Source organism: Solirubrobacter phytolaccae, from assembly GCF_027587195.1.
In the GTDB taxonomy this organism is placed as follows: Bacteria; Actinomycetota; Thermoleophilia; order Solirubrobacterales; family Solirubrobacteraceae; genus Solirubrobacter; species Solirubrobacter phytolaccae.
This window is the reverse complement of record NZ_JAPDDP010000004.1, coordinates 152,516-171,796: the sequence shown is the minus strand read 5'-3', so window position 1 is coordinate 171,796 and position 19,281 is coordinate 152,516. Positions and strand designations below refer to the sequence as shown.

Here is a 19,281-nt window from a genome sequence, read left to right as displayed (position 1 = left end):
TTTAGGTTCGTGAGCCGGTACGGTCGGCGGGTGAGCGCGCTCCCCGCCGGCCCTGCCGCGTCGCCCGCATTGCAGACCGCGCGCTGGCTCGCACGGCCGATCCGCTTCCTCGAGGACAACCGTCGGCGCTACGGCGACACGTTCACCGTGATGTTCAAGGGGTTCCGGACGCCGCTCGTGATGGTGTCCTCCCCCGCGGTCGTCCGGGCGCTCTATGGCGAGCCGGGGCACGCGATGCCGCCCGGGCGACAGCTCACGTTGAAGCCGCTGGTGGGCGCGCGGTCCTTGCTGTTGCTGGAGGGCGCGGAGCATCTCTCGCGCCGGAAGGTGATGCTGCCGCCGTTCCGCGGCGACCGCATGCGCGCGTACGAGCCGATCATCCGCGACGCGTCTGCGCGGGCGCTGTCGGAGTGGCCGGTCGGCCGCGCGTTCGCCGTCCATCCGAGCATGCAGTCGATCACGCTGGACGTGATCCTGCGCGCGGTGTTCGGCGTGGCGGACGAGGCGCGCCGCGCGCGGCTCCACGCGCTGCTGGGTTCCCTGTTGGCCGCGACGACGTCGATGTCGCTCCAGGTCCAGGTGCTGTTCGGGCGGATGGCGCCTCTGGCCGCGTTGCAGGAGCAGGCGCGGGAGATCGACGCGCTGCTGCTGGCGGAGATCGCGGCGCGTCGCGAGGCGCCGGGCGAGGACATCTGCTCGCTGCTCGTGCAGGCGGTGTTCGAGGACGGCTCCGGCATGAGCGACGGCGAGATCCGCGACCAGCTGATGACGCTGCTGATGGCCGGGCACGAGACCACGGCGACGGGGCTCGCGTGGACGCTGGATCTGCTGGTGCGCTACCCGTCGGTCCTGGAGCAGGCACGGTCCGGCGACGAGGCGTTCCTGCGCGCGGTCGTCAGCGAGTCGCTGCGGCTGCGTCCGGTCGTGCCTCTTGCGGGCCGTCGATTGACCGTGCCGTTGGAGGTCGACGGGCTGTCCTTGCCGGCCGGCACCGACGTCACGCCCGCGATGTGGCTCGCCCACACCCGCGCCGAGGAGTACCCGGAGCCGTACGCGTTCCGCCCCTCGCGGTTCCTCTCGAATCCCCCGTCCACCTACACCTGGATCCCGTTCGGCGGCGGCGTGCGCCGCTGCATCGGCGCGCCGTTCGCGGAGCTCGAGATGCGCGTCGTGCTGGAGGAGGTGCTCGCGCGCTTCGACCTGCACCCCGCCGGCCGCGGCGCCGAGGGCATCGCCCGCCGCAACGTGACGTTCTCGCCGCGCCACGGCACCCGCGTCGTCGCCACGCCACGATAGGCAGGAGTTCAGTTGTCAGCGCGCGAACCCTTCGAGGGTGCGCGTTGTCCCGCTCATCCTGCTCGTCCTTCTGGTGTTCGCCCCTTCGGCGGTTGCGGCCAGCCCGCGCGTCGCGGCGTTGCAGGTCGCGCTGCGCCACCACGGCGTCTACTCGGGCACGGTCGACGGCGTCTCCGGGCCCGGCACCGCTGCCGCCGTCCGGCGCTTCCAGGCGCGGCGCGGGCTGAGCGCCGATGGCGTCGTCGGGCCGCGTACCCGGCGCGCGTTCGGCGCGCTCGGCCGGCACCCGATCGGCAGCCGCCCGCTGCGGTCCGGCCAGCGCGGCTGGGACGTCGCGGCGCTGCAGTTCGCGCTCGGCGTGAAGGGCTTCGCGTGCGGCCCGGTCGACGGCGACTTCGGCCCGCGCGTGACCGCCGCCGTCCAGCGCCTGCAGCGCTACGCCGGGCTGCGCGCGGACGGCGTCGCCGGCCCGGCGACGATGGCGGTCGTCCACCGCCCTCCCCCGGCCACGCCGCCCCTGCGTGCGCCGATCAACGCGCCGGTCGGCGACCGCTACGGCCCGCGCGGCAACGGCTTCCACGCCGGCCTCGACTTCCCGGCACCGTCCGGCGCGACCGTCCGGTCCGCCGCACCTGGTCGCGTCACCTTCGCGAGCTTTGCCAGTGGCTGGGGCCTCGTCGTCACCGTCGATCACGGCGGCTTCAAGACCCGCTACGCGCACCTCTCCCGCGCGACCGTCGCCGTCGGTGAGTCGGTGTCGGCGGGCGAACGCGTCGGCCTGGTCGGCGCGACCGGCGTGGCCACCGGGCCGCACCTGCACTTCGAGGTCGTCGTCCGCGGCGCGAACGTGAACCCCGCGCACGGCCTGTAGCGTCCCGACGATGCTGGCGGAGCTCTACCCGGACGTGGTCGCGGCCGGAGGGCTCGTCCCGCGCGTGCTCGGCCTCCTCGGCCCCGGTTTCGACTGCGACCGCGAACGGTCCTCGGCCTGGGCGGTCGCCGGGCTGCACCGGACGGGAAGCGGGCCGCGCGACCCGTTCGCCGGCCCGTGGCGCGCCTCGACGAGGTGGCCACGCTCGAGCGCGCGTTCCACGTGCGTCTCCTGGCAGCCGTGCATACGGTGGAGTTCGCCGACGGGTGGGTGCCCGAGCTGGACGACGTCAGCCGGATCGTCGCCGCCGTGACGGGCGCCGACGACGTGCGCGACGTGATCGACCGTGAGCCGCTGATCGCCTGGTCGATCGACGGCAAGGCGTTCCTGTTCGGCGACGAGGCCGAATGGCACTGGCAGGATCTGCTCCGCCGCCCCGTCGGGGAGCATCCGCTCGACGCGGCCCAGGCGCAGCTGATCCGCGCGTGTGCGGAGCAACCCACGCTCCGCCAGCTGCTCCCGTACACCAGCCACTGGCACGTCTGCTTCTCACGCTGCACCCGGTACCCGTTCACCGACGAAGGCCCGTTCATCGAGCCGTCGGCCGATCACGACGGGGTCGCGTACGTCGTCACCGCCACGGTCCATTCCGCGAGCTCGACGGCGCTCCGCACGCGCGACCCGCTGAGCGCCGCCCTCGCCGCGGCCTCGCTCGTTCCACCCAACCGCCCGGCCATCCGAGGCCACGCGGGCGCTTGCGACGGCTGAGGCAGTTAGCGCAGCGCAGGACGAGCAGGTTCACTCGCACGCGTGGATCTTGCCGAGCGCGTAACTCGCGTGCTCGGCGTCGGCGGACGTCTCCGTCGCGCCGCGCCCTGTTGCGTGCCGGATTCACGGGAGGTTGTCGATCAGCACCTCGCCGATCTCGACGTCGCCCGAGCCGTCGTCACCGAACGTCCCGGCGTCGCCGATGACCACGCCGTCGAGCGTGACGAGCCAGGCCTCGGACCCGTGCAACACCATGCGCAGCCCGTCGACGGTGTCTTCGTGCGGCCAGCCCTCACCGGCGGTCACGCCCGACACGTCTCCAGCGACGAGCGCCTCGGCCAGCTCGCGCGACACCGGCTCCAGCACGAGCCTCGTCGTGACGATCCGGTCCATCCGCGGCATCATCGCTCGTTCGCCGCTGAGACACTTCGCGCCATGAGCGCGCTTGCCTCGGCGGAGTCGCAGGTCGCGGCGGTTCGCGACGATCCCGCCGCACGGCTCGAGCTGATGTCGCGGGTGTTCCGCGGCCCGACCGGCAACGCGCCGCGGCACCTGCCGTTCCGCCGCGCGGCGTTGTCGTTCATGCGCTGGCAGGCGCGGCGCGGCGTGCTCGACGCGCTCGACGCTTCCCCGCCCGGCAGCCCGTGGTGGCGCGCGGTCAACGAGCGGCTGCTCCGCGACGGGTGTGAGACGGTCGCGCTGCTCGGCGGGGCGGCGGGCGAACCGTCGTCGGACGCGGTGCGCCTGTGGCTGGAGTTCGCCGCAGAGCCGACGGGTCGCTGCTGGTACCGGGCGCACAACGCGAGCGTCGTCGCCGGCTACCTCGAGCACCGTGACCTCGCTGACGCAGAGAGCCTGCCGGAGCGCTTCTTCATGAACGTCGCGCTGCTGCGCGTGCTCTACGCGCACGCGCTGGCCGCGGCGCCCCGACTGGCGCTCGGGCGGTTCGCTCCGGCCGGTCGGGTCCTCGGCGACCCGCGGCTCGGCATGGCCGGCGCGTTCCTCTCGCTGCGCGCGGTGCTGCCGGACCGCTATCCGCTCGCGGGCGACGTCCACCGGTACATCGCGAGCGAGCAACGCCTCGGTCGGTTGCTCGACTACGCCGTGATCGTGCCGCGCCTCCAGGCCCTCTACGACTGGTCGGCCGAGGAGCTCGACGAACCGCGCGTGGCCGAGCTCGTCCGCGACGGCAGCCCGGTCTACGCGTGGCCCTTCGAGCAGCGCCACGTGTGGCGCGCGTCCACGATGCCGTTCGTCGCCCGCGCCCTGGCTCGCGCGACCCGCCCGGCAGTCCGTCCCGCTGACGACGTGCCCTGGCGCTTCACCGTCACCGACCCGTTCTCCATCACCGGCCGTGGCCCCGCGCTCGCGGGGCACATCGAGGCCGGCACGATCCAGGTCGGCGACACGTTCGAGGAGGTCGGCCCGTTGCGCCGGCGCGGCACGGTCCGCCAGGTCGACCTCATCCGCAAGGCCGGCGATCCCGCGCTGGTCGGCCTCGTCGTCGACTTCGAGCTGCCCGCCGGCACGGTCATCATCCAGGTCCGATGAGCGCCGCCGACGACGCACTGCGCACGCTCCTGCGCGCTCCCACGAGCAGCGGTTCGAGGACGCGGGCATGGCGTTCATGGACCCGTTCCGCCCGTCCGTCGTGTGAGCGCGCGGAGCGCCTCGAGTTGCGCCGGTTCGAGCCGGTCATGCCACAGAGTCCAGCCATCGCGGATCACCGCCGGTGACAACCACCGAACGACGTCCTCGTGCACGTCCCAGGCGTCGAAGAGGTGCTCGTAGAACGAGACGTACACCGCGTTGAGCAGCTCGTCGCCCTGCGCTTCGCACCACGTCGCGAAGGCGTACGCGCGCCGCAGCGCGTCGTCGTCTCCGCGGCGGTGAGCGTCGCGCGTGAACGGCAGCACCGCGAAGAAGAACGCGTTCGGCGTCTGCCGATCGTCCTCGTCCACCCACAGCTCGGGCAGCAACTCGGCCGCTGTTCGGCGCCAGCTCGCCATCGTCTCTACGGCTCCACGTAGCGACGCTGCTCCGCTGACAGCTCGTGCCCGAAGCCGTAGGGCTCGCCGGTCGCGACGACCGCCTCGGTGCCGTCGGTGTCGACGTAGAGCAGCCAGTGGCACACCCACTGCTGGTCGGAGAGAAAGTGGACGAGCCAACCGCCGCCCGGCGCGGCGACCACGTGCTCGCCGAGGTCGAGGTAGCAAGCGGTCGGTGAGCGGACGCGCGTCCGCGGCGCGGGGTCACGCACGAACGTCTCGAACGCCGCGGGGAGCCGCAAGTCGAGGGTCCCGATGAGCGCGTCGAGCTCCGACGCGATCGCCGGCCGACCGGGCGGCGGCTCGTCGTCGGCCAGCGAGTCCTCCACCTGCGGCTGCTCGAGGAGCCAGCGCAGCTCGACGTCGAGCGGCCGCGTGATCGGCGGCAGCGCGTCGAGGTCGAACGCGGAGTACGTGACGTACGGGTCGTCGGGTTCTCGGTATCCCGGCAAGCCCGTCGACACCCAAGCCCGCGAGAGCGCGAGCGCTTCGAGCGGCATCGCACGAATCTACCTTTCCAGGTCCGTTCTGGCAGGCTGGCGCTGACGATGCCGGAACGAGACGAACGACTCGAGCGCGCGCTGCGCGACAACCAGGCTCGACGGGTGGTGCCGGCGCTCCCGGGCGGCGTCGCGCGCAGCTCGGAGCAGGTCGAGCACCTGGAGCGGCTCGTCGCCGAGCAGCGCGAGAACTTCACGTCTCAGGTCTCGCGGCGCCGCTGGACCGTCGACCTGCGCGAGGAGGCGCTCGCCACCCTGCGCCGCCACGCGGTGATCGCCGAGCCGGTGGTGCTCATCGGGCTCGAGCCGCACGCGTTCTTCGCCCTCGCGCTGCCCGACGCCGGCTTCCTGCAGCAGCCCGAGGCGCTCGTGGACGACGTCGGGTACTTCGCGGTGGTCGCGGAGTCCGGCGCGGGCCTGCTCATTTTCGAGTGGTACTGGAACGCGCCGCCGGAGGGCCAGTGGGGCGAGCTCGCCACCTGGGGCAGCTTCCGCACGCCGACACCGCCGGAGGACGACTGGTTCGAGGTCTGGCCGCGGTGCGAGGCGTTCCTCGCCCGGTTGCGCGAGCACGCTCGGGTCTGGCCGGACCTGCGCGCGACGGTCCGGGAAGGCACGGGCGGCTGGTTCCGCGACGACTTCGTGATCACCTACGCGGACGTCGACGACGTCGATGTCCACGCCGTCGCCCGGAGCTACCGAGTCGACTTCGACGGCCAGCGCGCGCTCGCCGCTGAGGTCGAGAGCGAGCAGGTGGACTTAGGCAACCTGTTCAAGCCTGACGAGATCTATCCCGACGGTGACGACCCGGTCGAGATCGCCCACGGGACGCCCGAGGAATGCGCGGACGCGGCGGCCGCCTGGTACCTGGAGCAGCTCAGCCGCTAGGGCGTCGTCGGACGCTCGTTCACGTACGCGTGTCACACGCCGGCCGCGGCCGGTGTCTGGATGTCGTGAGGCAACCCGACATTGGAGGCGAGATGGCTCCCCGCATTCCCCCGGCCGAGATCAACGGCGTCTACGGCGCGCTCGTCAAGCGGATGGCGCGCCGGATGCTCGGCGACGTGCCCGAGTCGCTCGGCGTCGCGTGGCACAACCGCAAGGTCCTGAACTTCGGGTTCGGCGTGGGCCGCAAGTCGCAGAAGTGGGACGCGTGCGACGAGACGCTGAAGACGTACGCGCACATGGCGGTCTCCAGCTACGTCGGCTGCAGCGCGTGCCTGGACCTCGGGTACTGGCAGGCCCACCAGCAGGGGCTCGACGTCAACAAGGCCCGCGAGGTGCCGCGCTGGCGTGAGTCGACCCTGTTCTCCCCGCTGGAGTGCGACGTGATGGAGTACGCGGAGGCGATGTCGAACACCCCGCCCACCGTCACCGACGAGCTGTCGGCGCGCCTGCTCGATCAGCTCGGGCCGGCCGCGCTCGTCGAGCTGACCGCGTTCGCCGCGCTCGCGAACTTCTACACGCGCTCGAACATCGCGATGGGCGTCGAGTCCGCGGGGCTCGCGGCGCGCTGTGAGCTCAAACCCCTCGCGATGCCCGCCGCCGCATGACCGAAGACCCGTTCGTCACCCACCGCAGCCTGCTGTTCACAGTCGCGTACGAGATGCTCGGCTCCGCCGCCGACGCCGAGGACGTCGTGCAGGAGACCTGGCTCCGGTGGGCGGACGGGAATCGCGACGACGTGCGCGACCCACGCGCGTACCTCGTCCGCATCGTCACGCGCCAGGCGCTGAACCGGCTGCGGACGGTCGCGCGCCGGCGGGAGGAGTACGTCGGCGAGTGGCTGCCCGAGCCGCTGCTCACGAGCCCGGACGTCGCCGAGGACGTCGAGCTCGCCGAGAGCGTCTCGATCGCGATGCTGACCGTGCTGGAGACGCTCGCGCCGACCGAGCGCGCGGTGTTCGTCCTGCGCGAGGTGTTCGACCTCCCGTACGAGGAGATCGCGGCGGCGATCGACAAGTCGCCCGCAGCGGTCCGCCAGATCGCGCACCGCTCACGCGAGCACGTCGCGGCGAGGCGCCCGCGCGTGCAGGTCGACCGGGCCGAGCGTGAGCAGGTCGTCCAGCGCTTCCTGCTGGCGCTCGAGACCGGCGACCTGCAGCGGCTCCTCGACGTGCTCGCGCCGGACGTCGTGGTGGTTGCCGACGGCGGTGGCCAGGCGAGCGCGATCAAGCGCCCGATCTCCGGCCGCGAGAAGGTCGCGAGGCTCCTCAGCCGCTTCCGGACGATCGCTCCGGACGCGGTCGTGCATCCCTGGTGGCTCAACGGCGCGCCCGCGGCGTGGATCGAGCTCGGCGGGGCGCTGGACACGGCCGTCAGCGTCGAGGTCGCGGACGGCCGGATCACCCGGATCTACGCCATCCGCAACCCGCACAAGCTCGCCCGTCTGGGCGAGGAGGCAACGTTGGAGCGCTAGTTCTCGCGCGGCACGTAGCGCCCGTGCAGCATCAGCGGGTTGCCGTCGACATCCGCGAAGAACGCCATGTGGCACACACCCGTGTCCACGACGTCGCCGAAGAACGTCACGCCGCGGCTCTCGAGCAGCTCGCGCATGCCCTTCACGTCGTCGGTGTGCAGCGCCACGGCGTTCGTGTTGGCCTGGAACTCACGACCGGCCGTCGACGGGTCCCAGATGCTCAGCGTCGTGCCCGCCAGGTCGAACTCCGAGAACGGCTTGTCGACCGTGTGCGGGGACTGCTCGAGCCCGAGCGTGTCGGTGTAGAACACCGTCGCCTTCTCGGCGTCCTGCGTGGGGATCGGGACGAAGTCGACGCGGCTGATCACAGGGTTGCTCATGCCGCGAAGGCTACGCTCGTTTGCGGCCAACTATTGTCCGCAACCGTCAGGCGTTCAACGCTCCCGAACCCCGAGTCCGCCGCGACCGAGAAACGCGTGAGCTTCGGCGACGATCTCCACCCGCGTCGGATGCTGAGCGTTCAGGCCCGCGACGAGGAGGATCGAGGCGTCGTCGCAACCCGCCTGGACCGCGCGAGTCGCGCGCTGGACGGCATCTCCAGGGCTCAAGCGACCGAGCACCCAGTCGGCGAGGAACAGCTCGAGTGCGTCACCCACGGTCAGCCGGCCGCGTTCCGGTGCTCGCGGCGGCGCCGGCGCAGGTCCCAGCCGATCCGCGCCCAGTCGACGAGGCCCGCGCCGGGCAGGCGCGTCTCGATGTGCGGCACCTCGATCTCGGCCGCCACGCCGAAGTCCCACAGCTCGAGCAGCTCCGAGCCCCGCTGCGTGGGTGCCTCGACCGGCGAGCGGGGACGCCGTGAGTACGTGCCGGTTCGCGAGGTCACGCGCCGCAGCCGGCCGTCGCCGTCGATCCACGCCTCTCCGACCAGGCGCGGCGGCGTGCTGGCGCTGTGCGGCGGGATCTCCAGCGCGCCGTGCAGGCGCGCGAGGTCGAGCTCGAAGCTCCGGTGCGCATCATCGATCCGCGCGCTGGTGACGCGGGCGGCGCACAGGGCGTCGATCATCCAGGCGGGATCTCCGGGCGCGCGCCGGTTCGCGTTCGGGTCGCCGTTGCCGATCGGCGTCGGGGCGTCGGGAGCGCCGAGGAAGTGGGCGGTGCCGGCGTAGACCGTGACCATCGGCCCACCCTCTGACGCGAACGCGTCGTGCAACCACGGCCAGCGCTGGTTGACCTGCGTGTCGAGGCGCTCGGCCCACTCTGCGAGCCCGTCGCCAGCGACGAGCTGCGCGCGCGTGCGGCGCGCGGCGAAGTCCGTCACACCGTCCTCGGTCGTCACGACCTCGCCGGATGCGCGAAAGCGGCGCCGCAGCACGCGCGCCGAGCCGCTCGCGAGCGTGGTGTGGGCCGCGGCCACGACGTCATCGCGCATCACTGAGTGGAATCCTTGCACTCGTGACGAACGAGAGCTTTGTCGAGCAGCTGCGCGCGGCCGTGCCGGAGGCGTTCACCGGCTGCGCGCCGGACGAGTTCGACGACGAGGACGGCGCGCTCACCTACCCGGCACTCGCCCACGCGCTCTTCTGGCTCGACGACCACGCCGTCAAGTTCAGCTGGCTGCGGCGACGGCGCGGATCGGTGCGCCCGGAGTTCGAAGACGTGATGCGACGGTTCTGGACCTACCTCGAGCGCGTGCTCGAAGACCCGGGCGAGCTGGACGCCGAGACGCTCATCTGGATCGAGTGCTTCGAGCACGACGACTGGACCGTCGCGGAGCGGTTCATGGGTCCGCGCACGCTCGCGCTGCGGTCCGGCCTCAGCTGAGGCCGGCGACGAACGCGCCGAGCCGGGCGAGCCCTTCGCGCAGCTCGTCGCGGGAGGCGGCGTAGGAGAGCCGGACGTGGGTGGCGGCCGTGTGCGTGCCGAAGTCCGTCCCGGGCGTGAACGCGACGTGGTGCTCGGCGAGGGCGCGCTCGCAGAACTCCCACGCCCCGAGACCGGTGCCCGCGACGTCGAAGTAGACGTAGAACGCGCCGTCCGGGACCGCCGGCACCGGGATGCCGATCCGCGCCAGCCCTTCGAGCACGAGCGCTCGGCGGGCGAAGAGCTCCGCGCGCCGCTCCTCCGCCAGCGCGAGCGACTCGGGCGTGAACGCCGCCAGCGCCGCGTGCTGGGCGGGCGCGGACGCGCAGAGGAAGTAGTGCATCGCGAGCTTCTCGAACGCCGGGACGAGCACCTCGGGCAGGACGGCCCAGCCGAGCCGCCAGCCCGTCATCCCGAAGTACTTGGAGAAGCTGTTGATGACGATCGCGTCCGGGTCGACGGTCAGCACGCTGCGCGGCGGCGAGCCGTCCGGCGCCGGGTCGGAGAGGTCCAGGTAGATCTCGTCGACGATCCGCCAGACGTCCCGGTCACGGGCGAGCGCGCAGATCGCGGTCAGCTCGTCGAACGGGACCGAGGTGCCGGTGGGGTTCGACGGCGACGCGACCATCACGGACGCCGTGTGCTCGCTCCATGCCTGCTCGACCGTGCTCACCGCCAGCTGGTAGCGGGTCGCCGCCGTCGACGGCACCGCCACCACGCGGCCACCGAAGCTCGCGACCATCTCGCGGTTGCAGGGGTAGGACGGGTCGGCGAGGATCACCTCGTCGCCGGGGTCGGTGGTCGCGGCGGTGACGAGCAGGAGCGCGGAGGACGCGCCGGAGGTGATGGCGATCCGCGCGGGATCGACAACCACGTCGTGCCGCTCGCGGTAGAACCCGGCGATCGCCTCCCGCAGCGCCGGCAGTCCCAGCGAGGGCGTGTACGGCAACGGCCGGCCGTCCATCACCGTGCGCATCGCCTCCCGCACGGCCGGCGGCGCGCCGAAGTCCGGCTCGCCGATGCTGAGCTTGACGACGTGGTGGCCTTCGGCCTCGAGGTCGGCGGCCTGCTGCCCGAACGCCAGCGCGTGGAACGGCTCGGCGCTCTGCGCGCGGTGCGAAAGCTTCAAGGGGTCTCCTCGTGACGGATCGGCACGCCGCACGTAGTAGCAACATGCGCTGGTTGATCTTCGCGTTCACGCTCACGGTGACGTTCACGACGTTCGCCCTCGTGTCGTTCGTCGATCTTCCCGAGCCTGAGGACGAGCAGGTGCAGCAGTTCCCGAACCACGAGCCCGAGTCCGACGAGGAGAAAGCGGCCGCCGGCGCCGCACTCGCTTTCGTCCACGCGCTGAACCGCGAACGCCCGGCCGACGCGTGCCGCGTGGTCGCCGAACCGCTGACGACGGCCATGCGCTGCACGAAGCGTCCACGCATCCCGCGAGACCTGCAGGTGTCCGCGATCGACCGGGTCCGCGTCTTCAACATCCGGCTCCAGGGCGCCACCGGCGAGGCGTGGGTGTCCGGCACCTCCCCCGGGCCGGCACTGAGCATCTCGGTGCGGCGGGTGGACGACGCCTGGCGAGTGGTCGCCAACAATGGCGGATTCGGCCTTGCCTAACCCCGCGTGAGCTCGAACAGCGGGATCACGCGGTCCGTCTTGGCCTGGTAGTCCGCGAGCACCGGTGCCGCCGCGGTCACGCTCGGAAACAGCGCGTCGCGCTCCTCACGCGGCAGCTCACGCGCGACCACGGCGTAGTCGTCGGTGCCGACCTCGACGCGGCACCGGGGGTGCGCGCGCAGGTTGTGCACCCACGCCGGGTGCTTGGGCGAGCCCAGCGACGAGCCGACCACGAGCATCCGCCCGCCGACGCGCACGTATGCGAGCGGCGAGAGACGGGACTCGCCCGACTTCGCGCCCGTGTGGTGAAGCAGCAGCAGCTCGCCGCCCGGGAGGTTGCTGATCTTGCCGTCGTTGGCGCGGAACTCCTCGACGATCGCGCGGTTGAAGTCGCTCAGCGCCTCGATGTCGGAAGCGAGCCGGTCTTTGTCGATGTCAGCCATGAGTTAGTTGGCTAACTTAGCGCTAGGATGGCGTTCGATGGCTGACGCACCGGGCAAGCGCGAACGACTGGTCGCCGGCGCGCGCGAGGTCTTCCACGCGCGCGGCGTCGAGCGGACGACGCTGGCGGACATCGCCACGGCCGCGGACGTCCCGCTGGGCAACGTCTACTACTACTTCAGGACCAAGGACGCGCTCGTGGAGGCCGCCGTCGACGACCTACGCGAGGAGTTGCGCGAGGCACTGGCGGCGCTGGAGTCGGAGCCGACGCCGGAGGCACGCCTCAAGGCCTTCGTCCGCCTGCTCGTCAGCGAGGCCCCGCTCACCGCCCGCCAGGGCTGCCCGCTCGGCACGCTGGTCTCCGAACTGAACAAGCGCGAGGACGAGACCGGCGGCGCCTGGCCGGACCTGATGCGCATCCCGATCGACTGGGCCGAGCGCCAGTTCCGCGAGCTCGGCCGCGAAGATGCGGACGAGCTCGCGGTAGCGCTGATCGCCTCCTACGAGGGCATCGCGCTGCTCACCGGCACGTTCCGCGACCCGGAGCTGATGGCCCGCGAAGGCCGGCGGCTGGAGCGCTGGATCGGCACGCTCGCGTGACTCACGGCCCGTCCCAGTCGACCTCGACGGCGACGAGCTCGTCGTCCGAGTCGTCGTGCCTCCACCACGCGAGCGAGCCGTCCTTGAGCACAACCACGAGGTCGCCGGTGCCGTCGGCGCCCCAGGCGACCACGATGTCGTCGGGGAAGAACTCCCCCATCATCTCGCGCACCTCCTGGGTCTCCTTGGTCATCCCCGGCGTCGGGTACTCGCGGCCCTTGGAGTCGCTGTCGGTCGTGCTCGGACCCCAGACGCTGAAGTCCATGTCCTCGCCGTCGGTGGTCTTCACCAGCACGCTCTCGGGGACGCCCGCCAGCAGGCGCTCGCGCAGCTCGTCCGGCAGCTTCGCCCCGAGCCGCTCTTCCTCCGCGGCGATCTCCTCTTCGCTGTAGCGCATGGCGCCCTGATGCCCCGCATCGCCGGCGCTCATGCGAGGCCCGCGAGGCGGTAGGCGACGAGGCTCCCGGCGACCGCGACGTTGAGGCTGTGCCCCACGCCGCGCATCGGGATCTCCACGCACACGTCCGCGTGCTCGATCACCTCCTCCGGGATGCCGTGCGACTCGTGGCCGAGCAGCACGATCGTCCGTTGCGCGGATGGCTCGAGCCGAGGCAGCGGCACCGAGCCCTCGGTCAGCTCGACCGCGACGATGCGCGTGCCCGTGGCCTGCTCGGCCCGCACCCACTCGGCCTGCGTCGGCCCGACCCAGTGCACGCACGGGCAGCGCGCGAGCGTGTCGCCGCGCGCGAGCGCACGGTGGTAGTGCGGTGTGTTGGGCACGGCCATGCAGGCCCCGAGCGCGTCGCAGGTCCGCAGCAGCGTGCCGAGGTTGACGTCGTACGCGACCCACAGGGGCGCGATCAGCAGGTGGTCCCAGCAGGAGGACCCATGCGCGGCGCGAATCGGCCGCACGCGTGACTTGGTGGCGCTCAACGCGCCAGGGCGAAGGCCCTTTCAGTCGTCGTCATCGACGCGAAGGGTAGTCAGCCCGCGGCCGCGCGGAACTCACTCGCCGCGACGATCCGTGCCGCGCGCTCGGCGCGCAGGTCGGTGATGCGCTCGAAGCGCGTCTCCAGCACGGTCAGGTCGAGCAGGATCAGCCGCTCGTAGCGCTGCTCGTTCCACGCCAGCAGCGCCGTGTACGCGCTCGCGCCGACGAGCGACGCGAGCACCGCCAGCGCGGTCGGCAATCCCAGCAGCGCGGACAGCCAGAGCGCAAGCAGCGCACCCGCCACGGGCGCGGTCGCCCATACCCCGGTGCGGTCGCCGCGCAGCCAGAACGGGACGCCGGCGAGCGCATCGTCGAGCAGACGCCAGCGGCCGCCGAAAGCGAAGATCCAGGGTAGGCCTCCCAAAGCGATGACGATCGAAGTCGCCAACGCCCACCCACCCGAACCGGTTCCGACGGCCGCGAACGTCAAGCAAGCCAGCGCGCCATACCCGAGTGCCAGTGCAACCCGCCGATCGGCGGTCTGACGGGCGGGATCGAGCGTACGCAGGTCGAGCATGGCCGCGCCTCAGGTTTCGCTGAATGCGACCGCGCTCCTCTTGTTGCAATCAAACTGCCGCGCGGCGGGCTACCGGTCCAGGAACGCGCGCACGTTCGCGCGGAAGCCCTCGGAGCCGTACGCCTCGAGGATCAGGTCGTCACCCTCGGGCACGAAGCGCGCGCGCCGCAGCGCCTCCTTGGTCACGCGCAGCGTCGTGGCCGAGTAGTCCGCGAGCCGCGCGCACAGTGCCGCGACGTACTCGTCCAGCGCTTCACGCTCGGCGATCTCGCTGACGAACCCGATCGCGAGTGCCTCCTCGGCCTTCACGGTGCGGGCCTGGAAGATGACGTCCTTCAGCCGGGCCTGGCTGCCGAGCGCCGCCGCCAGCCGCACGTAGTTGGCCATCGACAGGCAGTTGCCGACGGTACGGGCGATCGGCATGCCGAACTTCGCGTCGGGGGTCGCGACGCGCAGGTCGCAGCACGCCGCGATCGCGAACCCGCTGCCCATCGCGAACCCTTCGACGAGCGCGACCGTCGGCTTGCGCACCGTCTCCAGCCGATCGAGCACGGCGTCGATCCGGCGCTCGTACTCGAGCCCGTCCTGCGCGGTCTCGAACGCCGTGAACTGGCGGATGTCCGTGCCGGCGACGAACGCCTTGCCACCCGCGCCCGCGAACACGGCGACCCGGATCGCCGGGTCCTCGTCGATCCGCTCGCACGCCTCCACGAGCCGGTCGTACATGTCCCAGGTCATCGCGTTGTGCGCCTCGGGACGGCTGAAGGTGACCCACGCGACGTCGTCGTGGACCTCGAAGACGACCGTCACGTCGCATCCTTCGGCGCGCGCGAGTCCGAGCCCTCTGGGCGAGAACTCGCCGCGACGCGAGCCGTCAGGCGAGCGTCGCCCAACTCCGCCAGGATCTCGTCCGTGTGCTGGCCGAGCGTCGGCGCGGGCCGGCGCACGGAGCCCGGCGTCGCGCTGAGCTTGACCGGGATGCCGAGTCCGTAGACCGTCCCGGCCTCGGGATGTTCCATCTCCACCACCATCTCGCGGGCTTGCGTGTGCGGGTCGTCGACCACCTGCTGCACGTTATGCAGCGGCCCCGCGGGCACGCCCGCCGCGAGCAGCGATTCCACCCATTCGGCGGTGGTGCGCTCGGTCAGCGCCGCTTCCAGCTCGACCACGAGCTCGGGCCGGTTGCGCATCCGGTCCGGGTTGGTCGCGAAGCGCGGGTCCTCGACGAGCTCGGGCCGGCCGATCGCCCCGCACAGCAGCGTCCACAGCTTCTGGGTGTTCCCGCCGACCGTGACGTAGCCGTCACGCGTGCGCAGCGCCTGGTAGGGCGCGCTCAAGCGGTGCGCCGAGCCCAGCGGCTGCGGGATGTTGCCCGTCGACCACAGCTCGGCGGTCTCCCACACGGTCAGCGCCATCGCGCCTTCCCACAGCGACGTGTCGACCTGCTGGCCCTCCCCCGTGCGCTCGCGGGCGTGCAGCGCGCTCAGGATGCCGATGGCGCAGAACAGGCCGGCGCCCAGGTCGCTCACGGGCACGCCCGCCTTGACGGGGTCGCCGCCGGGCTCGCCGGTGACGCTCATGATGCCGCTCATGCCCTGCGCGATCAGGTCGAAGCCGGGCCGCTGCGCGTACGGGCCGGTCTGGCCGAAGCCGCTGATCGAGGCGTAGACGAGCCGCGGGTTGAGGCCGCGCAGCGTCTCGTAGTCGGCGCCGAGCTTCTTCGCCACGCCCGGCCGGTAGTTCTCGAGCAGCACGTCGGCGGTCTCCACCAGCCGGTGCAACGTCGCGCGATCACCGGGATCCTTCAGGTTCAACGTGATCGAGCGCTTGTTGCGGTTGACCGCCCGGAACGCCGACTCGCCCATGGAGCGCCGCGTCTGGTCACCGGTCTCGGGCGGCTCGATCTTGATCACGTCCGCGCCCATGTCCGCGAGCACCTGCCCGCAGAACGGCCCGGCCATGATCTGGGTGAGCTCGATGACGCGCACGCCCTCGAGGGCGCTCACTGCTTGAGCACCTCGAGCGCCGGGGTGACACCGTCGCCGACGTCATGACCCGCGAGCTGCAGGCCCATCTGCACGCCCGACAACGTGCCGGCGAGCATCAGGTCGTTGAAGTCGCCGAGGTGGCCGATCCGGAAGATCTGGTCCTTGAGCTTCCCGAGCCCGGCGCCGAGCGACATGTCGAACCGCTCGAGGATCACGCGCCGCACCTCGTCCGAGCCGTCGAGCAGGACCGCGGTGAGCGCGCCGCTGAACTCGCGCTCGTCGACGGCCAGCACTTCCAGTCCCCAGCCCTGCACCGCGGCGCGGGTAGCGGCGGCGTGGCGTGCGTGGCGGGCGAACACGTTGTCCAAGCCCTCCTCGCGCAGGATCGCGATCGCCTCGCGCAACCCGTAGAGCAGGTTGGTGGCGCTCGTGTACGGCCAGAAACCCGCCTCGTTGGCGGCGATGATCGGCTTCCAGTCCCAATAGGAACGGGGAAGCGATGCGTCCCGGGAAGCGGAGAGCGCCTTCTCGGACACCGCGTTGAAGCTGAGGCCCGCTGGCAGCATCAGGCCCTTCTGCGAGCCGCCGACCGTGACGTCCACGCCCCACTCGTCGTGCCGGTAGTCGATCGATCCCAACGACGAGATCGTGTCCACCAGCAGCAGCGCGGGATGGTCACCGAGCGCCGCGCGCACGTCGGCGATCCGTGACGTCACGCCCGTCGAGGTCTCGTTGTGCACGACCATGACGGCGCGCACGTCGTCGTCCAGCGCGTCCGCGATCCGCTCCGGCGAGGCGCCGTGACGCCAGTCGCCCTCCAGCCAGACGACCTCCAGCCCGAGCCGCTCGGCCATCTCGCGCCAGAGCGTGGCGAAGTGCCCGGTCTCGCTGGCGATCACCTTGTCGCCGGGCGAGAGCGTGTTGACGATCGCGGCCTCCCACGCACCCGTGCCGGAGGCGGGATAGATCACGACCGGACCTTCGGTGCCGAACACCCAGCGCAGGCCGTCGAGCACCTCGAGGCCGAGCTGCGCGAAGTCGGGGCCACGATGGTCGATCGTGGGCGCGTCTATGGCTCGCAGGACCCGGTCAGGGACGTTGGTGGGACCGGGAATCTGGAGGAAATGGCGACCGGGGCGATGCACCAGACGTTTCACACCCTATCTGAGCGCCTTCGAAACGCGCGTTCTGACAACGACCCCAACAATCCCAGCAGCCAGGCCGAAACTGGCGCAAATAAGCCAAACAGCGCCCATCGACGGATCAGGCTGATGGGGTCGTCGTGGTTTGACACCGACAACGCAACGGAGGGCGACAGAGGGCAGCGCCGTTTCAGCCATGACCAATCTGTGACCAACGGGGTGGTGGTCTTCGTCTGCGCCCTGGTGCTGGCGCTGGCGATCTTTGCCGTCGCTGCCTCCATCGCCTTCGGGCAGACGTACCCAACGAGCGCCCCGCCGATGATCAGCAGACACGCGAGCTGGTCGCCGTCGCTTCAGACTTCTGGACCAGCCGCAAGGTCGTTGGGTGCCCTGACGGAATTCGGACCCGATGGGCCGACGACCTTGCTGGCGGAGACGTACGCCACGCTGCTGCTCGCGGTGGCTGGTGCACGGTCTGGCTGAACGCTCCGTACTGGTTCGAGGTTCGATCCAAGCGTGTCGGTCGCACCCAGTGGCGAGACTCGCTGCTGCACGAATGCGCCGCGATGGTCCACGAAGTTGGACACGCGCTCGGCCTACCGCACATCGAAGACGGTGGGATCATGGACGTGAACGCTGACGTGATCCCGTGGGACTGCCGAAAGTGACAGACGACCTGGCTGCGCTGCTCGCAGGCTAGTGTTGCTCCCGGTAGCCACCGAAGTGATTCGACTACCGGAATGTGAACTAGCGACATGGTGATTAGTAGTACATGATCAGATCACCTTGGCAATGTTTGCAACGGGTGGCTTCGATGTGGATGGTTTCACGGCAGAACAGGCACTTCGTCTGCTGGCTCTTGCGATGGACACGATGGTCATAAACAAGCTGAATCATTACGTGAATCGTGCCGATGATTGCCGTCGCGCCAATGAAGTGTGCGGCAGTGGTGCCCTGGGGAAGTCCTATGAAGTCGCGGTCGGTGTTCAGCGACGTACTCCCGATACTTATGATGAGGATCAGGACAGCAATCATCCACACGGCAAACCCGACTGCGACGAATGTGCGGCGAGGCGTCTTCTCGGCGCTGGGCAATCCGAACGCGGTGTACTTTGGGTCGATAATGTCCAAGACGCCGACGATGGCAATCATGGTGATGTAGATGTACGCGTAAGCGGCGAGAGCGTCAGCCCAATCGAATCCGGTACCCGTGATTAGGGAGACTAGCTTGGCAATGCCAGTGATTACGGTCGTGAGTATCCCGACAACGGTCAGAACTCTGAGCATGACTACAAAGACTACTCGGATATTCGGATAGCTTGCCCGAGATATCAGCGCAGACCAGGGTCCACGTGGGGAGGAGTCTGCTGGGTCTCCACTGCCTTGATGGCCTGCTCAACCAGCTCCTGCGCGTCGTTGGCCGACAACGTGTCGCCGCCTCCGTACACGTCGTTGAGTAGAGACAGGATCGCGACCAGGAGGGCGAGGATCGTAAGCATGGTCTGTACATCGACCTTGACTGATCTGCGCGCAGGGGGCTTATCTGAGTGCCAAAGTTCCCCGCTGGATGTAAGAAGCTCGTCTACTACTAGTGCGAGATTTGACCATTCCACGACGCGAGTGGTTCCGTCGCCGTAGTGAAGACGCATGCTGTTTGTTGACGGACTCAGCTTCTCCGCATACGCCTCCACAACAGTGCTGAAGGTCATTGCGCGAAGAACCTCATCCCGCATCTGCACGCGCCGGTCTTCTGTCATCGACGCCAGACTCTGAACCCACCCAGTCGTGTCGATGTTGTTTAGCCAGGTGGCTGCGATTGGTCTGAAGTGTTCCGCCGCAACCGGATTCGGGTTGAAGGTGTAGTAGTAGTCACGCGGATCGTCAGCCATGCAAAGAGTCTACGGCAGTAGTCAATTGCATTAAGTGATGGCGAGCCATCGGTGACATTGGGTGACACCACTGTCTACACCGCAGTACACAGACCTGCTTGACGCATACGACCACGACATTCAGTCGAAGGTTCAGCGGTTCGTCAAGTTCAGCGTCCTGTGTGGTGTTGATCTAGAACCGTTCCAGCGGCTGATCATGAGCGAGTTTCTTCGCTGGTCGGCGCGAACTCATCTGTCTACTGCCACGTGGTAACGGCAAACAACGCTGTTCGCGTTAGTGGCTTTGTGGACGATGCTCACCGTCAAGCGCGGCAAGGTGTTCATCGCCGCA

At 70.3% G+C, this 19,281-nt stretch carries 26 protein-coding genes; 11 read left to right on the top strand and 15 right to left on the bottom strand.

Features of this window, described 5'->3' with window-relative positions:
- Window positions 1-30: 30 nt before the first annotated feature.
- The 3 genes from OJ997_RS03765 to OJ997_RS37345 all read left to right on the top strand — a co-directional run bounded on the left by OJ997_RS03765 (window position 31) and on the right by OJ997_RS37345 (window position 2,935).
- Entirely contained in the window at window positions 31-1,296 is a 1,266-nt protein-coding gene (locus tag OJ997_RS03765) for a cytochrome P450 (RefSeq protein ID WP_270023676.1), read from the top strand.
- 37 nt (window positions 1,297-1,333) lie between these two features.
- Window positions 1,334-2,167, top strand: a complete 834-nt coding sequence (locus tag OJ997_RS03760) for a peptidoglycan-binding protein (RefSeq protein ID WP_270023675.1) — start codon at window positions 1,334-1,336, stop codon at window positions 2,165-2,167.
- A gap of 177 nt (window positions 2,168-2,344) precedes the next feature.
- A complete protein-coding gene (locus OJ997_RS37345) occupies window positions 2,345-2,935 on the top strand; it encodes a DUF6193 family natural product biosynthesis protein (protein ID WP_270023674.1) in 591 nt (196 codons plus the stop codon).
- A 123-nt stretch (window positions 2,936-3,058) separates the two neighbouring features.
- On the opposite strand, the gene OJ997_RS03750 is transcribed toward OJ997_RS37345, so the two are convergent.
- Window positions 3,059-3,328, bottom strand: coding sequence for a hypothetical protein (locus tag OJ997_RS03750; RefSeq protein ID WP_270023673.1), 270 nt, complete (start codon window positions 3,326-3,328; stop codon window positions 3,059-3,061).
- 42 nt (window positions 3,329-3,370) lie between these two features.
- Between OJ997_RS03750 and OJ997_RS03745 the strand changes: the two genes are divergently transcribed.
- On the top strand, window positions 3,371-4,486 hold the full coding sequence (locus OJ997_RS03745) for a hypothetical protein (RefSeq protein WP_270023672.1): 1,116 nt from the start codon (window positions 3,371-3,373) through the stop codon (window positions 4,484-4,486).
- 74 nt (window positions 4,487-4,560) lie between these two features.
- On the opposite strand, the gene OJ997_RS03740 is transcribed toward OJ997_RS03745, so the two are convergent.
- Both OJ997_RS03740 and OJ997_RS03735 read right to left on the bottom strand, forming a co-directional pair.
- Window positions 4,561-4,944, bottom strand: a complete 384-nt coding sequence (locus OJ997_RS03740) for a DUF7674 family protein (RefSeq protein ID WP_270023671.1) — start codon at window positions 4,942-4,944, stop codon at window positions 4,561-4,563.
- 5 nt (window positions 4,945-4,949) lie between these two features.
- Window positions 4,950-5,483, bottom strand: a complete 534-nt coding sequence (locus tag OJ997_RS03735; RefSeq protein ID WP_270023670.1) for a hypothetical protein — start codon at window positions 5,481-5,483, stop codon at window positions 4,950-4,952.
- A gap of 48 nt (window positions 5,484-5,531) precedes the next feature.
- On the opposite strand from OJ997_RS03735, the gene OJ997_RS03730 reads away from it, so the two are divergent.
- From OJ997_RS03730 to OJ997_RS03720, 3 genes are all read left to right on the top strand, one after another.
- Window positions 5,532-6,371, top strand: a complete 840-nt coding sequence (locus OJ997_RS03730) for a hypothetical protein (protein WP_270023669.1) — start codon at window positions 5,532-5,534, stop codon at window positions 6,369-6,371.
- 92 nt (window positions 6,372-6,463) lie between these two features.
- Window positions 6,464-7,036: a carboxymuconolactone decarboxylase family protein gene (locus OJ997_RS03725; RefSeq protein WP_270023668.1), complete on the top strand. Its 573-nt coding sequence runs from the start codon at window positions 6,464-6,466 to the stop codon at window positions 7,034-7,036.
- Window positions 7,033-7,902 (top strand): RNA polymerase sigma-70 factor, encoded by an 870-nt coding sequence (locus OJ997_RS03720; protein WP_270023667.1) that lies wholly within the window; start codon window positions 7,033-7,035, stop codon window positions 7,900-7,902. The genes OJ997_RS03725 and OJ997_RS03720 overlap by 4 nt, the downstream gene beginning before the upstream one ends.
- On the opposite strand, the gene OJ997_RS03715 is transcribed toward OJ997_RS03720, so the two are convergent.
- Both OJ997_RS03715 and OJ997_RS03710 read right to left on the bottom strand, forming a co-directional pair.
- On the bottom strand, window positions 7,899-8,282 hold the full coding sequence (locus tag OJ997_RS03715; protein WP_270023666.1) for a VOC family protein: 384 nt from the start codon (window positions 8,280-8,282) through the stop codon (window positions 7,899-7,901). The two genes, OJ997_RS03720 and OJ997_RS03715, sit on opposite strands and share 4 nt — an antisense overlap.
- Window positions 8,283-8,560: 278 nt before the next feature.
- Complete coding sequence (locus OJ997_RS03710) at window positions 8,561-9,331, bottom strand: hypothetical protein (RefSeq protein ID WP_270023665.1); 771 nt, start codon at window positions 9,329-9,331, stop codon at window positions 8,561-8,563.
- A 23-nt stretch (window positions 9,332-9,354) separates the two neighbouring features.
- Here OJ997_RS03710 and OJ997_RS03705 point away from each other — a divergent pair, with 23 nt between their 5' ends.
- A complete protein-coding gene (locus tag OJ997_RS03705) occupies window positions 9,355-9,723 on the top strand; it encodes a hypothetical protein (protein ID WP_270023664.1) in 369 nt (122 codons plus the stop codon).
- On the opposite strand, the gene OJ997_RS03700 is transcribed toward OJ997_RS03705, so the two are convergent.
- Window positions 9,716-10,891 (bottom strand): aminotransferase class I/II-fold pyridoxal phosphate-dependent enzyme, encoded by a 1,176-nt coding sequence (locus OJ997_RS03700; protein ID WP_270023663.1) that lies wholly within the window; start codon window positions 10,889-10,891, stop codon window positions 9,716-9,718. The two genes, OJ997_RS03705 and OJ997_RS03700, sit on opposite strands and share 8 nt — an antisense overlap.
- A 44-nt stretch (window positions 10,892-10,935) precedes the next feature.
- On the opposite strand from OJ997_RS03700, the gene OJ997_RS03695 reads away from it, so the two are divergent.
- Window positions 10,936-11,382: a hypothetical protein gene (locus OJ997_RS03695; protein WP_270023662.1), complete on the top strand. Its 447-nt coding sequence runs from the start codon at window positions 10,936-10,938 to the stop codon at window positions 11,380-11,382.
- Here OJ997_RS03695 and OJ997_RS03690 read toward each other — a convergent pair.
- Window positions 11,379-11,825 carry a nitroreductase family deazaflavin-dependent oxidoreductase gene (locus tag OJ997_RS03690; RefSeq protein ID WP_270023661.1) on the bottom strand — a complete coding sequence of 149 codons (447 nt, stop codon included), beginning with the start codon at window positions 11,823-11,825 and terminating at the stop codon, window positions 11,379-11,381. The genes OJ997_RS03695 and OJ997_RS03690 overlap by 4 nt on opposite strands.
- Window positions 11,826-11,862: 37 nt before the next feature.
- On the opposite strand from OJ997_RS03690, the gene OJ997_RS03685 reads away from it, so the two are divergent.
- A complete protein-coding gene (locus OJ997_RS03685) occupies window positions 11,863-12,423 on the top strand; it encodes a TetR/AcrR family transcriptional regulator (protein WP_270023660.1) in 561 nt (186 codons plus the stop codon).
- 1 nt (window position 12,424) lies between these two features.
- Here the strand turns inward: OJ997_RS03685 and OJ997_RS03680 are convergent, their stop codons facing one another.
- The 6 genes from OJ997_RS03680 to OJ997_RS03655 form a co-directional block, all read right to left on the bottom strand.
- Window positions 12,425-12,853: an SMI1/KNR4 family protein gene (locus OJ997_RS03680; RefSeq protein ID WP_270023659.1), complete on the bottom strand. Its 429-nt coding sequence runs from the start codon at window positions 12,851-12,853 to the stop codon at window positions 12,425-12,427.
- On the bottom strand, window positions 12,850-13,335 hold the full coding sequence (locus tag OJ997_RS03675; RefSeq protein ID WP_270023658.1) for a TrmH family RNA methyltransferase: 486 nt from the start codon (window positions 13,333-13,335) through the stop codon (window positions 12,850-12,852). The genes OJ997_RS03680 and OJ997_RS03675 overlap by 4 nt, the downstream gene beginning before the upstream one ends.
- A 71-nt stretch (window positions 13,336-13,406) precedes the next feature.
- Entirely contained in the window at window positions 13,407-13,778 is a 372-nt protein-coding gene (locus OJ997_RS03670; RefSeq protein WP_270023657.1) for a hypothetical protein, read from the bottom strand.
- 222 nt (window positions 13,779-14,000) lie between these two features.
- Window positions 14,001-14,741 (bottom strand): enoyl-CoA hydratase/isomerase family protein, encoded by a 741-nt coding sequence (locus OJ997_RS03665; RefSeq protein WP_270023656.1) that lies wholly within the window; start codon window positions 14,739-14,741, stop codon window positions 14,001-14,003.
- A complete protein-coding gene (locus OJ997_RS03660) occupies window positions 14,738-15,937 on the bottom strand; it encodes a CaiB/BaiF CoA transferase family protein (protein WP_270023655.1) in 1,200 nt (399 codons plus the stop codon). The genes OJ997_RS03665 and OJ997_RS03660 overlap by 4 nt, the downstream gene beginning before the upstream one ends.
- Window positions 15,934-17,067, bottom strand: coding sequence for a pyridoxal-phosphate-dependent aminotransferase family protein (locus OJ997_RS03655; RefSeq protein ID WP_272599323.1), 1,134 nt, complete (start codon window positions 17,065-17,067; stop codon window positions 15,934-15,936). Before OJ997_RS03655 ends, OJ997_RS03660 begins: the two co-directional genes overlap by 4 nt.
- Here OJ997_RS03655 and OJ997_RS03650 point away from each other — a divergent pair.
- Window positions 17,044-17,544 carry a hypothetical protein gene (locus OJ997_RS03650; RefSeq protein WP_270023653.1) on the top strand — a complete coding sequence of 167 codons (501 nt, stop codon included), beginning with the start codon at window positions 17,044-17,046 and terminating at the stop codon, window positions 17,542-17,544. The genes OJ997_RS03655 and OJ997_RS03650 overlap by 24 nt on opposite strands.
- Before the next feature lie 279 nt (window positions 17,545-17,823).
- Here the strand turns inward: OJ997_RS03650 and OJ997_RS03645 are convergent, their stop codons facing one another.
- Both OJ997_RS03645 and OJ997_RS03640 read right to left on the bottom strand, forming a co-directional pair.
- A complete protein-coding gene (locus OJ997_RS03645) occupies window positions 17,824-18,348 on the bottom strand; it encodes a hypothetical protein (protein ID WP_270023652.1) in 525 nt (174 codons plus the stop codon).
- A 44-nt stretch (window positions 18,349-18,392) separates the two neighbouring features.
- Window positions 18,393-18,950, bottom strand: coding sequence for a hypothetical protein (locus OJ997_RS03640; RefSeq protein WP_270023651.1), 558 nt, complete (start codon window positions 18,948-18,950; stop codon window positions 18,393-18,395).
- Window positions 18,951-19,281 lie beyond the last annotated feature (331 nt).

Excerpts from the sequence above, each read along its gene's own strand:
- OJ997_RS03750 (WP_270023673.1), bottom strand. The coding sequence starts at position 3,328 with ATGGACCGGATCGTCACGACGAGGCTCGTGCTGGAGCCGGTGTCGCGC.
- OJ997_RS03745 (WP_270023672.1), top strand. The coding sequence starts at position 3,371 with ATGAGCGCGCTTGCCTCGGCGGAGTCGCAGGTCGCGGCGGTTCGCGAC.
- OJ997_RS03740 (WP_270023671.1), bottom strand. The coding sequence starts at position 4,944 with ATGGCGAGCTGGCGCCGAACAGCGGCCGAGTTGCTGCCCGAGCTGTGG.
- OJ997_RS03735 (WP_270023670.1), bottom strand. The coding sequence starts at position 5,483 with ATGCCGCTCGAAGCGCTCGCGCTCTCGCGGGCTTGGGTGTCGACGGGC.
- OJ997_RS03730 (WP_270023669.1), top strand. The coding sequence starts at position 5,532 with ATGCCGGAACGAGACGAACGACTCGAGCGCGCGCTGCGCGACAACCAG.
- OJ997_RS03725 (WP_270023668.1), top strand. The coding sequence starts at position 6,464 with ATGGCTCCCCGCATTCCCCCGGCCGAGATCAACGGCGTCTACGGCGCG.
- OJ997_RS03720 (WP_270023667.1), top strand. The coding sequence starts at position 7,033 with ATGACCGAAGACCCGTTCGTCACCCACCGCAGCCTGCTGTTCACAGTC.
- OJ997_RS03715 (WP_270023666.1), bottom strand. The coding sequence starts at position 8,282 with ATGAGCAACCCTGTGATCAGCCGCGTCGACTTCGTCCCGATCCCCACG.
- OJ997_RS03710 (WP_270023665.1), bottom strand. The coding sequence starts at position 9,331 with ATGCGCGATGACGTCGTGGCCGCGGCCCACACCACGCTCGCGAGCGGC.
- OJ997_RS03695 (WP_270023662.1), top strand. The coding sequence starts at position 10,936 with ATGCGCTGGTTGATCTTCGCGTTCACGCTCACGGTGACGTTCACGACG.
- OJ997_RS03690 (WP_270023661.1), bottom strand. The coding sequence starts at position 11,825 with ATGGCTGACATCGACAAAGACCGGCTCGCTTCCGACATCGAGGCGCTG.
- OJ997_RS03685 (WP_270023660.1), top strand. The coding sequence starts at position 11,863 with ATGGCTGACGCACCGGGCAAGCGCGAACGACTGGTCGCCGGCGCGCGC.
- OJ997_RS03680 (WP_270023659.1), bottom strand. The coding sequence starts at position 12,853 with ATGAGCGCCGGCGATGCGGGGCATCAGGGCGCCATGCGCTACAGCGAA.
- OJ997_RS03650 (WP_270023653.1), top strand. The coding sequence starts at position 17,044 with ATGGCGACCGGGGCGATGCACCAGACGTTTCACACCCTATCTGAGCGC.
- OJ997_RS03645 (WP_270023652.1), bottom strand. The coding sequence starts at position 18,348 with ATGCTCAGAGTTCTGACCGTTGTCGGGATACTCACGACCGTAATCACT.
- OJ997_RS03640 (WP_270023651.1), bottom strand. The coding sequence starts at position 18,950 with ATGGCTGACGATCCGCGTGACTACTACTACACCTTCAACCCGAATCCG.